Source organism: Mesorhizobium sp. M1312 (genome assembly GCF_040318115.1).
Classification (GTDB): domain Bacteria; phylum Pseudomonadota; class Alphaproteobacteria; order Rhizobiales; family Rhizobiaceae; genus Mesorhizobium.
This window is the reverse complement of sequence record NZ_JAMYLQ010000022.1, coordinates 20279-33477: the sequence shown is the minus strand read 5'-3', so window position 1 is coordinate 33477 and position 13199 is coordinate 20279. Positions and strand designations below refer to the sequence as shown.

12 protein-coding genes, 1 pseudogene and 1 riboswitch are annotated in these 13199 nt (G+C 62.7%); of the genes and pseudogenes, 11 read left to right on the top strand and 2 right to left on the bottom strand.

Annotated elements, in window-relative coordinates:
- Positions 1-25: 25 nt before the first annotated feature.
- Complete coding sequence (locus NKH36_RS22905; RefSeq protein ID WP_352961835.1) at positions 26-1153, bottom strand: BMP family ABC transporter substrate-binding protein; 1128 nt, start codon at positions 1151-1153, stop codon at positions 26-28.
- 292 nt (positions 1154-1445) lie between these two features.
- On the opposite strand from NKH36_RS22905, the gene NKH36_RS22900 reads away from it, so the two are divergent.
- From NKH36_RS22900 to NKH36_RS22870, 7 genes are all read left to right on the top strand, one after another.
- Positions 1446-2132, top strand: a complete 687-nt coding sequence (locus NKH36_RS22900) for a GntR family transcriptional regulator (RefSeq protein ID WP_352961837.1) — start codon at positions 1446-1448, stop codon at positions 2130-2132.
- Positions 2133-2272: 140 nt separating this feature from the next.
- Positions 2273-2387, top strand: a riboswitch (guanidine-I (ykkC/yxkD leader).
- A gap of 100 nt (positions 2388-2487) precedes the next feature.
- Positions 2488-3552: a putative urea ABC transporter substrate-binding protein gene (locus NKH36_RS22895; protein WP_352961839.1), complete on the top strand. Its 1065-nt coding sequence runs from the start codon at positions 2488-2490 to the stop codon at positions 3550-3552.
- 105 nt (positions 3553-3657) lie between these two features.
- Positions 3658-4470, top strand: a complete 813-nt coding sequence (locus NKH36_RS22890) for an ABC transporter permease (RefSeq protein ID WP_352961842.1) — start codon at positions 3658-3660, stop codon at positions 4468-4470.
- The gene (locus NKH36_RS22885; protein WP_352961845.1) at positions 4467-5276 is read left to right on the top strand and encodes an ATP-binding cassette domain-containing protein; all 810 of its coding nucleotides are present in this window, start codon (positions 4467-4469) and stop codon (positions 5274-5276) included. The genes NKH36_RS22890 and NKH36_RS22885 overlap by 4 nt, the downstream gene beginning before the upstream one ends.
- 12 nt (positions 5277-5288) lie before the next feature.
- Positions 5289-6497 (top strand): agmatinase family protein, encoded by a 1209-nt coding sequence (locus NKH36_RS22880; RefSeq protein ID WP_127289529.1) that lies wholly within the window; start codon positions 5289-5291, stop codon positions 6495-6497.
- 2 nt (positions 6498-6499) lie between these two features.
- Complete coding sequence (locus NKH36_RS22875) at positions 6500-7036, top strand: hypothetical protein (protein WP_352961848.1); 537 nt, start codon at positions 6500-6502, stop codon at positions 7034-7036.
- A gap of 37 nt (positions 7037-7073) precedes the next feature.
- Positions 7074-7658 carry a HupE/UreJ family protein gene (locus NKH36_RS22870; protein WP_352961851.1) on the top strand — a complete coding sequence of 195 codons (585 nt, stop codon included), beginning with the start codon at positions 7074-7076 and terminating at the stop codon, positions 7656-7658.
- 168 nt (positions 7659-7826) lie between these two features.
- On the opposite strand, the gene NKH36_RS22865 is transcribed toward NKH36_RS22870, so the two are convergent.
- Positions 7827-8540 (bottom strand): GntR family transcriptional regulator, encoded by a 714-nt coding sequence (locus NKH36_RS22865; protein WP_352961853.1) that lies wholly within the window; start codon positions 8538-8540, stop codon positions 7827-7829.
- A 260-nt stretch (positions 8541-8800) separates the two neighbouring features.
- On the opposite strand from NKH36_RS22865, the gene NKH36_RS22860 reads away from it, so the two are divergent.
- From NKH36_RS22860 to NKH36_RS22845, 4 genes and pseudogenes are all read left to right on the top strand, one after another.
- Positions 8801-9889, top strand: coding sequence for an ABC transporter ATP-binding protein (locus NKH36_RS22860; RefSeq protein WP_352961856.1), 1089 nt, complete (start codon positions 8801-8803; stop codon positions 9887-9889).
- A gap of 33 nt (positions 9890-9922) precedes the next feature.
- On the top strand, positions 9923-11212 hold the full coding sequence (locus NKH36_RS22855; RefSeq protein WP_352961859.1) for an ABC transporter substrate-binding protein: 1290 nt from the start codon (positions 9923-9925) through the stop codon (positions 11210-11212).
- Between the two features lie 258 nt (positions 11213-11470).
- Positions 11471-12380, top strand: a pseudogene (locus tag NKH36_RS22850) (ABC transporter permease).
- Position 12381: 1 nt separating this feature from the next.
- Positions 12382-13197, top strand: coding sequence for an ABC transporter permease (locus NKH36_RS22845; RefSeq protein ID WP_352961862.1), 816 nt, complete (start codon positions 12382-12384; stop codon positions 13195-13197).
- Positions 13198-13199: the final 2 nt, after the last annotated feature.

Sequence of the window (13199 nt, the reverse complement as noted above, 5' to 3'; positions counted from 1 at the left end):
CATGGCCCCCGTCTCCGATCCATGCTCAAGCGGTCGAGCCGACGACACCCTCGACGAGATAGTCCATGCTTTCCAGCTCGATCGCGGCCTCGACGAAGGTCTGGCCCTCGGTTGCGACGACGTCGCCCTTGTTGTTCTTCAACGGCCCCTTGATCACGGAAAAGCCGCCCTTCATCATTTCGGCGAGCGTGCCGTCGAACTGTGTGCGCGCCGCCTCGCTGACGGCGGGGCCGAGCGGGCCCATCTTGACGAAGCCGTCGGCCAGTCCGCCGCGCGTGAAATTGGGCAGCGGCTTGCCGGCCACGAGGTCGTCGACGAACATCTTGTAGACTTTTGCCCAGTTCCATTCCGCGCCGGTCAGATATTTTTCGGGCGCCAGCGGGCTCTGGTTGGCATGGTAGCCGCAGATGAAGGCGCCGCGCCCCGCCGCCGTTTCGACCACGACTTTCGGGCTGTCGACATGGCAGGTGATGACGTCGGCACCCTGATCGACCAGTGCGTTGGTGGCTTCCGCCTCCTTGACCGCCAGCGACCACTCGCCGGTGAAGATCACCTGGCAGGTGATGGCCGGGTCGACCGAGCGTGCGCCGAGCAGGAAGGAATTGATGTTGAGCAGGACCTGCGGAATGGGCTTTGCCGCGACGAAGCCGAGCTTCTTGGTCTTGGTGGCGTGGCCGGCGGCGACGCCGTTGAGATACTGGCCCATGCCGATATAGCCGAAATAGGAACCGGCATTCATCGGATGCTTGTCCTTGTTCCACATGCCGCCGCAATGGCGGAACTGCACGTCGGGGAATTTCGCGCACATGGCCAGCATGTGCGGATCGAAATAGCCGAACGAAGTCGGGAAGATCAGCGAGGCGCCGTCGAGGTTGATCATCGATTCCATCGACTTCTGGACATCGACCGTCTCGGGGACGTTCTCCTCCTCGACCACGGAAATGCCCTCGATGGCCTTCAATGTGGCGGCTCCCTCGGCATGCGCCTGGTTGTAGCCGTAGTCGTCCTTCGGTCCGACATAGATGAAGCCGACAGTGACGGCGGCGGCGAACGCCCTGCTGATCGGGAATGACGCCGAGGCCAGACCGAGCGCCGCTCCGGCGGCGGAGGTCTTGAGCAGTTCGCGGCGGCTAAGCATGAATCTCTCGGTCATGTGAATGCTCCCTGTTGGACCCTTTTCCGGGTCGATTGATTCCCTTCTCATCAAAGTGCATGCAATCGCCGTGCCAGTTCAAAAGCTGGAATTTATCCAGCGAAATCAGCTGGTGCGCCGATCCGACGTGCTCAAGTGAGAGGCAATTGCATACACTTTTTGCCTTTCAATTAGCCAGTTTGACATCTGGATTAAAATAAAGGCATAGAGGACGCGCCCGAGTCGAAGCTTCCGGCGAGCCACTCGACTCTGGCAAAAGACTGACGGAGGAGAATTGTCGGGGAAGCGCAGCTTGATCAGGTCGGGCACGACCGTCGATCAGATGGTGAGGGCGATCGGCGACCGGATCGTCACCGGCTTCCTGCGGCCCGGCGAAAAGCTCGACGAGGCCTCACTCGCTGCCCGCTTCGACGTGTCGCGCACCCCCGTCAGGGAGGCGCTTGGCCGGCTGAGCGCCATGGGGCTGGTCGAAAGGCGGCCCAATCGGGGCGCCACCGTCGCCGTGGTGACGCAGGAGCATCTCGCCTCGATGTTCGAGAGCATGGCCGAGCTTGAAGCGATCTGCGCGCGGTTCTCGGCCGAGCGCATGACCGCCGGCGAACGCCGCGCGCTCGAGGTCGAGCATCAGGCTTCGGCGTGCCTTGTGCAGCTGGGTGCGGAGGAAGATTACGAATATTTCAACACCGAGTTCCACACCCGGCTCTATCGCGGCGCTCACAGCAAGCATATCTATGAACTGACCGTCATGACGCGCAGCCGGCTGGCGCCGTTCCGGCGCGCGCAATTCATGCTGCCGGGCCGCCTGGCCAAATCCTGGCAGGAGCATGACGTCATCGTTACCGCAATCATGCGCGGTGACGGCGTTGCCGCAGGGCAGGCAGCCAAGGATCACGTTTCCATCGTCAGCGAGGCGAGCGCCATCTTTGCCGCGGTTGACCCGATAAAGTCGGGGACGGATTCGATCGGGGTGCCTTCCTAGCAATCAGGCGAACTGCCCAATCCGTCGGCGATGCGATGATTTTCGCGTCACTCGTGCGAATGCTCGAAGCCGCACAGCTCCACAAATGCCGGCCTTTTGGCACAATTCGGCTTTGGCATGCTCTTTGCTTCGTTGACCGTGTGCAGAGCGTCTAGGGTTCCGGCCGCAACAAAGCGGTGCTGGTCCAAGAGATGCGACCGCCAAGGGTGCACTGAGGCATCCGGCGGAACACGGCGGGCCAAAATCCCGGGAGAACCCTGCACGGGTTTGCTGGCGCGAACCTCTCCCGGATGCGCGCTTCGCAAACCCCAACATAAAGTCCGGTCGCAATCCGGATCGCGAACAGGGGTACGCAATGCTTCGCAAGCTGGCCGCAATCATCCTAGCCGCATCACTCAGCCTTCCCATGATTTCCGCCGCTGACGCGGCGCCCAAGAAAGACTTCAAGATATGCTGGTCGATCTATGTCGGCTGGATGCCGTGGGGCTATCTCTCCGACAGCGGCATCATGAAGAAATGGGCCGACAAATACGGCATCAATGTCGAGATCACCCGTATCAACGACTATGTCGAAAGCATCAACCAGTACACGGCCGGCGGCTTCGACGGCTGTTCGATGACCAACATGGACGCGCTCTCGATCCCCGCTGGCGGCGGCGTCGACACCACCGCGGTGATCATTGGCGATTTCTCCAACGGCAACGATGCCGTGATCCTCAAGGACAAGGCCGCGCTCGCCGACATTGCCGGCCAGAAGGTCAATCTCGTCGAGCTCTCCGTCTCGCATTACCTGCTGGCGCGGGCGCTGGACACCGTCAAGCTCGCCGAGAAGGACATCACCGTCGTCAACACGTCCGACGCCGACATGGTCGCCGCCTACGGCACCAGCGACGTCACCTCGGTCGTCACCTGGAACCAGCTGGTTTCCGAGATCGTCGCCATGCCGGGTGCGCACAAGGTTTTCGATTCCTCGCAGATTCCCGGCGAGATCATCGACATGATGGTCGTCAACACCGAGACGCTGACGGACAATCCGGCATTGGGCAAGGCGCTTGTCGGCGCGTGGTACGAAGCGATGGACCTGATGACCTCGGACACGCCGGAGGGCAAGGCAGCCAAGGAGGAGATGGCCAAGGCGTCCGGCACGGACCTCGCCGGCTTCGACGCGCAACTCGCCTCGACGGCGATGTTCTTCGACCCTGCCAAGGCGGTCGAGTTCACCAACGGCACCGAATTGCCGAAAACGATGGATCTGGTTCGCAACTTCCTGTTCAGCCACGGCATCCTGGGCACCAACGCCACGAGTGTAGACGTGGTCGGTATGAGTTTTCCCGACGGATCCACGCTCGGCGACGCCAAAAACGTCAAGCTGCGTTTCGATCCAGCCTTCATGGCCGAGGCCGCAACCGCAGCGCCCTGACGCGACATGCTGGCCAAGGAAATGAGTGCCAGGGATGAAGTGTCCGAGACCGGCCGGGAGGGCACCGTGCGCCCTTCCCGGCCAAGGCCGAGAGTGCGTCTTCGCATGATCAATGCGAAGGTCTCGCGCGGCAGCGCCTTGTTCCTCGGCGGCTTGCCGTTCTTGTTCGTGGCGGTCGCCTATCTGATCGCTTCGGCGCAACGACTGGCCGTCAATCCCAGCGACAAGCTGCTGCCTTCGCCGGCACAGATGTGGTCGGCCTTTCTTGACCTGGCGACGGTTCCGGACAAGCGCTCCGACGACCTTATCCTGTGGGTCGACACCTATGCCAGTCTCCTCAGGCTGTCCGCGGGCGTGGGCGTTGCCACGTTCGCCGCGCTTTCGCTCGGCATCGCCATCGGCTTCATTCCGCGGGTGCGGGCTTTCCTGCTGCCCTTCGTCACCGTCGTCTGCGTCATTCCTCCGCTGGCGCTGCTGCCGATCCTGTTCATCGCGCTCGGCCTCGGCGAAACGGCCAAGATCACGCTGATTGCCCTTGGCGTCGCGCCGGTGATGGTGCGCGACATCGCCAACCGGGTGATGGAGTTGCCGTCCGAACTGGTGGCCAAGGCGCAGACGCTTGGCGGCAACAGCTGGACCATGGTCTTGCGGCTGGTGCTGCCGCAAGTCGTGCCGCGCCTCATCACCTGCGTGCGGCTGGCGCTCGGGCCGGCCTGGCTGTTCCTGATCGCCGCCGAAGCCATCGCCTCGACCGAAGGGCTGGGTTACCGCATCTTCCTCGTCCGCCGCTATCTCTCGATGGATGTCATCCTGCCCTATGTCGCCTGGATCACGCTGCTTGCCGTCATCACCGATTGGCTGCTGGTGCGGCTGTCGCGGGCGGTGTCCCCTTGGGCGCATCCGGCGGAGGCCAGATGAGCCGCATCGTCGTCCATGGGCTGGAAAAGAGCTACGGCGATGCTCGCGTGCTCGAGCGGGTCAATGTCACCGCCGAAGCCGGCGAATTCCTGTCGCTGGTCGGCGCCAGCGGCTGCGGAAAATCGACGTTCCTGCGCATCCTGCTCGGCCAGGAGCAGCAGAGCAGTGGCGTTGTGATCGTCGGCGATGGCCCAATCGTGCCAGAGCCGACGCCGCAGCGCGGCATCGTCTTTCAGCGCTATTCGGTGTTTCCGCATCTGACCGCCATCCAGAACCTGCTGCTGGTCGAAGACTTTCGCTCGGGCGGGCCGCTTGGCCGCGTCTTCGGCGCCAGGCGCGCAAACGCCAGGCAAGAGGCCGAAACCATGCTGGAACGGGTCGGCCTTGCCCATGCGCGCGGCCTTTATCCGGCATCGCTTTCCGGCGGCATGCAGCAGCGGCTGGCGATTGCGCAGACCTTGCTTGGACGTCCGCAGATCCTGCTTCTCGACGAGCCGTTCGGTGCGCTCGATCCCGGCATCCGCGTCGAGATGCACGAGCTGCTCACCGAGCTCTGGACCGAGCACGGCATGACCGTGGTGATGGTCACCCACGATATCGGCGAAGCCTTCAAGCTCGGTACCCGCGTGCTGGTCTTCGACAAGGTGCGCCACGATCCGCAGTTTCCGTCCGCTTATGGCGCGACGATCACCTACGATCTGAGGCTCGATCGCAAGACCCGGGCTTCCTCTCATCACTTGGCCAAGGTGGCCGCGATGGTCGGGACGACCCGGCCGGATACAGCAATGGCGACGACGGCGTCGTAACGGAGACCGTGAATGTCCAGAAATATCCCCGAACGCAGCCACCGCCGGGCAGGGCTCGTCGCCCGGGAGGCCAGGGAACGCTTCCACCACCCGGATTTCGATGCCCGCGGAACGCAGGGCTGGAAGTCGATCGAGGCCGAGGGCAAGCTGCCGGAAAGCGGCTGGCGCAAGGAGCAGCAATGGGCGCTCGACATGGGCCTGCCGGGATCGGAGTCGATCGTCGACAAGTCGATCCCGACATTCGCGCGCGGCGAGCTGCCGCATTTCGCCGGCATCAACACCTTTCTCAAGGCGCCCTATGTCGAGAATGTCCGTGATGTCGGCAAATATGATGCTGCCGTCATCGGCATTCCCTTCGACAGCGGCACCACCTACCGGCCGGGAACCCGCTTCGGCCCGCAAGGCATTCGTCGCATCTCGGCGCTCTACACCCCGTACAACTACGAGCTCGGCGTCGATCTGCGCGAGCAGATGACGCTGTGCGACGCCGGCGACGTCTTCACCATTCCCGCCAACCTCGAAAAGAGCTTCGACCAGATCACCAAGGGCGTCAGCCACGTCGCCTCGTCCGGCGCGCTGCCGATCATGCTGGGCGGCGACCATTCGATCGGATTTCCCTGCGTGCGCGGCATTGCCGACGTGACCTCGAAACGCATCGGCATCATCCATTTCGACCGCCATATCGACATCCAGGAAAAGGATCTCGACGAGCGCATGCACACCACGCCCTGGTATTGGGCGACCAACCTGCCGAATGTCTCGGCGACCAATCTCGTCCAGCTCGGCATCGGCGGCTGGCAGGTTCCCCGCTACGGCGTCGCCGAGGCGAGGAAGCGCGGCACCAACGTGCTGACCATTGCCGACATCGAGCAGATGGGACTTGAGAAGGCGGCGGAAATCGCGCTCGAACTCGCATGGAAAGACACCGACGCCGTCTACATCTCCTTCGACGTCGACAGCCTCGACTGCGGTTTCGTGCCCGGCACCGGCTGGCCTGAGCCGGGCGGCTTCCTGCCGCGCGAGGCGCTCAAGCTTCTCGGATTGGTGACGGCGCCCGGTATTTGCGGATTGGAAGTGGTCGAGGTTTCGCCGCCCTACGACACGTCGGACATCACGGCGCTGTTCGGTGTGCGTGTCGTCGTCGAGGCGCTCGGCTCGATGGTCGCCCACGGCAATCTCGGCAAGCATAAATCGATCATCGACAAACCGGTGAGTTTTTGACCATGCATGACGATCACCACCATAGTCACGATCATGGCGATGGTCATCACCATCATCATGGGCCGAATGGTCATCATGACCATCCGCACGCCCTCGGCCATAACGGGCCCGCGGGCAAGCCGCTGCAATGGCAGACGCCGCATCTGCCGGACCAGGCTCACGAGCCGCCGGCCGATCCCGCATCGGTCGACCTCGACCTTGTTGAAACAGCCTTCCTCGAAGGCTTTGCGCGGGCGCCGGACCCATCCAGCTTTCTGCGTCTGGCCGGCATACCCTTTGTCGGCGAGAGGGCGGACGGCGTTCGGCTTCATCTGCTTCGCGTCGAGACCGAGGATCTGGTCGATGTCGGCGCGGTCATGCCGCTCGTCGGCGGCAGCGGTGTCGCCTATCACCCGCTGCCGGCGCGCCTGATATCGCACCGCCGCCGCCTTGCCTTCATCTATCACGATGGCAATGAGCAAAAGCCACTCGGCTTCGCCGCGGCGCGCGCACTTGCGGACCGCTCCGCCGCTTCGCAATTCACCGTTCCCGGGCACTGAAACCAGATCCCATCACTCTCATCGGACAGGTACAACCATGAAAACATTAGCTAGACTTGGCACCCTTTCAGCTCTCGCCGCCCTCACACCATCACTGGCGTTTGCCCATAGCGGCGCCCCTCACGCCCACGGCTTTTTCGCCGGCCTCGAACATCCGCTCTTCGGCATCGATCATCTGCTCGCCATGATCGCGGTCGGCATCATTGGCGCTCGCACCGGCGGGCGCAGTATTGTCCTTGTCCCGCTGTTCTTTGTCTCGGCCATGGTCGCCGGAGCCTTGCTCGGCATGGCGGGCATTGGCCTGCCTTCGCTTGAAACCGGCATCGCGCTGTCGCTGGTGGTCTTTGGCGCCATGGTCGGTCTTGCCAAGCCGCTGCCGCTGCCCGCCGCCGCAGCACTGACGGCCCTGTTCGGCCTCTTTCACGGCAACGCCCACGGCCTTGAGATCCCCGAGAGCGCCAGCGGCATCGCTTACGCTGCGGGCTTCGTGCTCGGCACGTCGATGTTTCACGCGATCGGCGTGGTGTCCGTCCTCAAGCTCGCTGGTTGGCCGATGACGGTCCGCACCGCGGGGCTCGCTACCTCGGCGGTTGGAATGGCCATGGCGGCACAGACCTTCTGATGGAGGCGATCAATGCAGGCAGTCGGCAAACAGAACTGGAATGCAGATGAGCCAAAAATGGTCGATGGGGCTGCGGCGCATTCGCGACATGCTGTACCAGATCCTGAAAATCCGGGCGGAGCGGCTTTGAGGGGCGCCGTTTTCGCGTCCCTCCGGTCGAAATGAGCGTCAGAATTCGAGCGCTTGCCTGAGCGCCGGACCGCTCCTGATGCGCAGATCGAGGTCGGCCTCGATATGGTCGATGTGGTGCAGCATCAGCGCGCTGGCGCGATCGGAATTGCCATTTTCCAGCGCCTCCAGGATATTCATGTGCTCGCTATGGCCACAGCTCGAGACGCCCGAGCGGCCATAAAGCGCGATCACCAGCGATGACCGCGCCACCAGTTCTTCCATGAAGCGCTGGAGGATCGGGTTTCCGGCAACCGAAGCCAGCAGCAGGTGAAAATCGCCCGAAGCTTTGATTTCCGACCGTCTTGCATTTGGTCCGCGTTCGGCAATGAAGCGGCCCTCTTCATCGAGCTGCGCCTTGAAGGCAGCGACATGGTCCGGCGTCATCCGGCCGGCTGCGGCAATCGCGATGCCGGGCTCGATCAGCCGGCGCGAAGCGAAGACCTGACGCGCTTCCTCCGGCGACGGATTGGCGACGAAGGCGCCGCGATTGCGCTCGGTCCGCACCAATCCTTCGAAGGAGAGCATCTGCAGCGCCGCGCGGGCCACGGTGCGGCTGACATCGAACAAAGTGCCGACCTCGCCTTCCGACAGCTTGGTTCCGGGCGCCAGCCGGCGATCGACGATCGCATCGCGCAACTGGTCGCGGATCGCCTGGGCGCGATCCTCGTTGGCATTGTCGACAGCAGGGAAAGTCTGGTCGGCTATATTCATGATGGTAGTCCCTGCACCTTTCTACCCTGAATCGGGCCGCGTGCACGAGGGCCAAAGTGAATACGATGTCAGAAAAGATTGCATACGATTTTTGCGAGAATCGCCCGCTATCGCCTATAATTTGTGCATTGCACAAGCATGCCGTTTCGGGGGGCAGCTGAATGCAATCCTGATTTTCCTAAGGTTTCAATCGCTTGAGGCCGACATAGGGCAATTGGCATGCATGATGCTTTGCTTAAGTTGAGCAGAGAGGAAGCTGGATGTCCAAAGCCCCCGAAATCGACATCGTGTCCGTTTCGAAAATCTACGGCGCAACGACTGCCGTCGAAGACATCAGCCTGAAAATCCCCGCGGGAACCTACTGCTGCCTGCTCGACCCGTCCGGCTGCGGCAAGACCTCGACGCTGCGCATGATTGCCGGCCACGAGAGCATATCCAGCGGCGACGTGCGGCTCGGCAATATTGTGGTCACCGATCTGCCGCCGGCCCAGCGCGGCACCGCCATGATGTTCCAGTCCTACGCGCTGTTTCCGCATCTCGACCTGATCGACAATGTTGCGTTCAGCCTCAAGATGAAGGGTATCGGCAAGGAAGAGCGCCGCGCCAAGGCGCTCGTCATGCTGAAGCTGATGCAGATGGAAGCCTATGCCGGCCGCCGCCCGGCGCAGCTTTCGGGCGGACAGCAACAGCGCGTCGCCCTGGCCCGGGCGCTCATCACCGACCCCGAGGCGCTGCTGCTCGACGAGCCGCTATCGGCACTCGATCCGTTCCTGAAGATCCGCATGCGGGCGGAACTGAAGAAGCTGCAGACGTCGCTCGGCATCACCTTCGTTCACGTCACCCATAGCCAGGAGGAGGCGATGGCGCTCGCCGACCTGATCGTGGTCATGAACGACGGCCGCATCGAGCAGGCGGCGCATCCGCGCGTCGTCTTCGAGCGGCCGGCCACCGCGTTCGTCGCCCGTTTCATGGGCGATCACAACGTCGTCTCCGGCCGCGTCAGTGGCAGCCGCGACGGCATGGTTGTCTTCGATGTTCCTGGTGGCGGCTCGCTTGCGGCCAGCGGGCAGGGCAGGCAGGTTGGTGAGCCGATCGATATCGCCATTCGTACCGACCATGTTCGGATCGGCGACCCGCCGGCCGCGGGGCTCGGGTTCACCGGCATCGTCTCCAACGTCGAATACCGCGGCTCGACCGTGAAGCTTTCGGTCAATGGCGCCGGCATCGAGGATTTCACGGTGATCGTCGACGACACCAGCTTCTTCGCCAAGCCGGTCGCCGTCGGCGACGCCATACCGATCGCCTGGGACGCCGAGGACGCGATCGTCCTTGGCCGTCTCGATTCCTGAACCAGAACAACCAATCAAAAAAGGGGAACTGACATGACCAACACCACCGACAAGAAGACAGGAATTTCCCGCCGCTCGCTGCTCAAGACAGGTGCCGCCGCCGTCGGTTTTGCCGCCGGCTCCGGTGTCATATCAGGCTTCCCGACGATCTGGGCGCAGAACCCGATCACGCTGCGCCAGTTCGGCACCGGCGTGTCCAACCTCAACGCCATCGCCGACAAGTGCAAGGCCGACCTCGGCATCACGCTGGAGATGACGGCGACCGACTCCGACGCCGCCGCCCAGCGCGCGGTGACCCAGCCGGACAGCTACGACATTGCCGACATCGAATACTGGATCGCCAAGAAGGTGTATCCGTCCGGGGTGATGCAGCCGATGAATGTCAAGAAGCTGAAATATTACGACAAGATCGTGCCGCTGTTCATCACCGGCAAGCTGACGCCCGACAGCGTCATCGCCCAGGGCACCGCGCCGCATACGGTCGGCTTCGTCGAGGCGCAGGACGCCAAGACCTTCGCGAAGGAACCGACGCAGTGGATGACGATGGTTCCGACCATCTACAATGCCGATACGCTCGGCATCCGCCCCGACCTTGTCGGCCGCGACATCACCACCTGGGCCGACATCATGGATCCGGCCTTCAAGGGCAAGGCCGCCATCCTCAACATCCCGTCGATCGGCATCATGGATGCTGCGATGATCATGGAAGCCATGGGCAACATCAAATACGCCGACAAGGGCAATATGACCAAAGAGGAGATCGACAAGACGATCGACTTCCTGATCAAGGCCAAGCAGGACGGCCAGTTCCGGGCGTTCTGGAAATCGTTCGACGAGAGCGTCAACCTGATGGCTTCAGGCGAAGTGGTCATCCAGTCGATGTGGTCGCCGGCGGTCGCTGCGGTGCGCTCCAAGGGCATCGCCTGCAAATACCAGCCGCTCAAGGAAGGCTATCGCTCGTGGGGCGGCGGCCTTGGCCTGGCGGCGCATCTCAAGGGCGCCGAACTCGACGCCGCCTACGAATACATCAACTGGTACCTGTCCGGCTGGGTCGGCGCCTATCTCAATCGCCAGGGCTACTACTCGGCCGCCATGGACACGGCCAAGCAGTTCATGTCCGAGGACGAATGGGGCTACTGGGTCGACGGCAAGCCGGCAAAGGGCGATATCCTGGCGCCAGACGGCAAGATCATGGAGAAGGCGGGCGCGGTGCGCGACGGCGGCTCCTTCGTCGAGCGCATGGGCAAGGTCGCTTGCTGGAACTCGGTCATGGACGAGGACCGCTACATGGTGAGGCGCTGGAACGAGTTCATCGCGGCGTAGTGCAAAACCAACGCGCCATTTGAGATGCCTCATTCCTTCCCACCCCCCTCTGTCCTGCCGGACATCTCCCCCGCAAGGGGGGAGATTGGCAGTTGCGCTGCCGGCGTCATTCCTGCAGCGCCGATGGTTGGCGAAAGCGGCATTGAGGGCGCAATCTCCCCCCTAGCGGGGGAGATGTCCGGCAGGACAGAGGGGGGTGGGAAGGATCGCAATCTGGCAAAATTTCTCTTTCGCCACATCGTCCCGAAGGGGTTCCGGATGACCGTGGCTCTCGACCAGCCTATAGCCGCCGCCAGACCCGCCAGACGCCGCCGGCTCTCGATCAACGCCCTCGTCCCCTACCTCCAGGCGGCGCCGCTGGCGCTGATCCTCGGCGCCTTCCTTCTGCTGCCGATCCTGATGATCGCCGTGGTCTCCTTCTGGGACTACGATTTCGCGGCGATGTACCCGGATTTCCTGACCACCAACTACGCCGACACGCTCGGCTCCTGGGTCACCTGGAAAACCCATCTGAACACGCTGAAATACGCCGCCATCGTCTGGGCGCTGACGCTGTTCGTCGGCTTCTGGGGTCGCCTATTTCCTCGCCTTCCATATCAGGACCACTGCCATGCAGATGGTGCTGTTCCTGGTCTGCACCGTGCCGTTCCTGACTTCCAACATCATCCGCATGATCTCGTGGATTCCGGTGCTTGGCCGCAATGGCCTGGTCAACTCGACGCTGGTGCAGATGGGGCTGATCCCGAAGCCGATCGAATGGCTGCTTTATTCCGAATTCGCCGTGGTGCTCGCCATGGTGCATCTCTACACGCTGTTCATGGTGACGCCGATCTTCAACACGCTGATGCGCATCGACAAGTCGCTGATCGAAGCCGCGCGCGACGCCGGCGCGTCCGGCTGGCAGGTTCTTTGGAACGTCATCATCCCGCTCGCCAAGCCCGGCATGGCAATCGGCACCATCTTCGTCGTCACGCTGGTGATGGCCGACTTTTCGACAGTGCAGGTGATGTCCGGCGGGCAGAGCGCCTCCGTCGCGCTGATGATGAAAAACCAGATGTCGCTGCTGCAATATCCGGCGGCGGCCGCCAACGCGGTCGTGCTGCTGGTGCTGGTGCTGCTGATGGTCGCCGGCATCCTGCGCATCGTCGACATTCGCAAGGAGCTGTGACGTGACCCACGACAAGCGCACCTTCGAATTCTACGTGCTGGCGGCGTTCTTCGCTATTTTCGTGCTGTTTCTCTACGGCCCGCTTTCGGCGATCCTGATCCTCTCCTTCCAGGGCGAGAATGGCGGGCTGACCTTTCCGCTGAACGGTGTTTCGCTGCACTGGTTCGCCAATCTGTTCGAGCGCCAGGCGGTCGGCGATTTCGGCGGCAGCTTCAAACGCTCCTTCATCCTTGGCCTGATGGTGATGATCGTGACCGTCGGCGTGTCGCTTCTCGCTGGTCTTGCCTTCCGCCAAAAATTTCGCGGCGCCACCGCTTTGTTCTATCTGGCGGTCGCCAGCCTGGTCGTGCCGTCGATCATCATCTCGCTCGGCATCGGCGTCGTCTTCCAGCAGATCGGCTTCCGCCCCGCCTGGTATACATCCGCCTTCGGTGCGCATCTGACATGGACCTTGCCCTTCGGCGTGCTGATCATGTTCGCCGTCTTCAACCGGTTCTCATCGGCCTATGAGGAAGCCGCGCGTGATCTCGGGGCGACCTCCTGGCAGACCTTCGCGCATGTCGTGCTGCCGATGATCGCGCCCAGCCTGATCGGTGTCGGCCTGTTCGGTTTTACCCTGTCCTATGACGAGTTTGCCCGCACGCTGATGACCTCGGGCACGTTCAACACGCTGCCGCTCGAAATTTACGGCATGACGACGAATGTCACGACGCCGGTGCTCTATGCGCTGGGCACCGTGACGACAGTATTTTCCTTCCTGGTGATCCTGCTGACGCTCGGCGCAATCCTCTATGTCGGCCGCCTGGCGCGTGCATGAGA

Coding starts and splice junctions, on each gene's coding strand:
- NKH36_RS22890 (WP_352961842.1), top strand. CDS start 3,658: ATGATCAATGCGAAGGTCTCGCGCGGCAGCGCCTTGTTCCTCGGCGGC.
- NKH36_RS22860 (WP_352961856.1), top strand. CDS start 8,801: ATGTCCAAAGCCCCCGAAATCGACATCGTGTCCGTTTCGAAAATCTAC.
- NKH36_RS22895 (WP_352961839.1), top strand. CDS start 2,488: ATGCTTCGCAAGCTGGCCGCAATCATCCTAGCCGCATCACTCAGCCTT.
- NKH36_RS22885 (WP_352961845.1), top strand. CDS start 4,467: ATGAGCCGCATCGTCGTCCATGGGCTGGAAAAGAGCTACGGCGATGCT.
- NKH36_RS22880 (WP_127289529.1), top strand. CDS start 5,289: ATGTCCAGAAATATCCCCGAACGCAGCCACCGCCGGGCAGGGCTCGTC.
- NKH36_RS22870 (WP_352961851.1), top strand. CDS start 7,074: ATGAAAACATTAGCTAGACTTGGCACCCTTTCAGCTCTCGCCGCCCTC.
- NKH36_RS22875 (WP_352961848.1), top strand. CDS start 6,500: ATGCATGACGATCACCACCATAGTCACGATCATGGCGATGGTCATCAC.
- NKH36_RS22905 (WP_352961835.1), bottom strand. CDS start 1,153: ATGACCGAGAGATTCATGCTTAGCCGCCGCGAACTGCTCAAGACCTCC.
- NKH36_RS22865 (WP_352961853.1), bottom strand. CDS start 8,540: ATGAATATAGCCGACCAGACTTTCCCTGCTGTCGACAATGCCAACGAG.
- NKH36_RS22855 (WP_352961859.1), top strand. CDS start 9,923: ATGACCAACACCACCGACAAGAAGACAGGAATTTCCCGCCGCTCGCTG.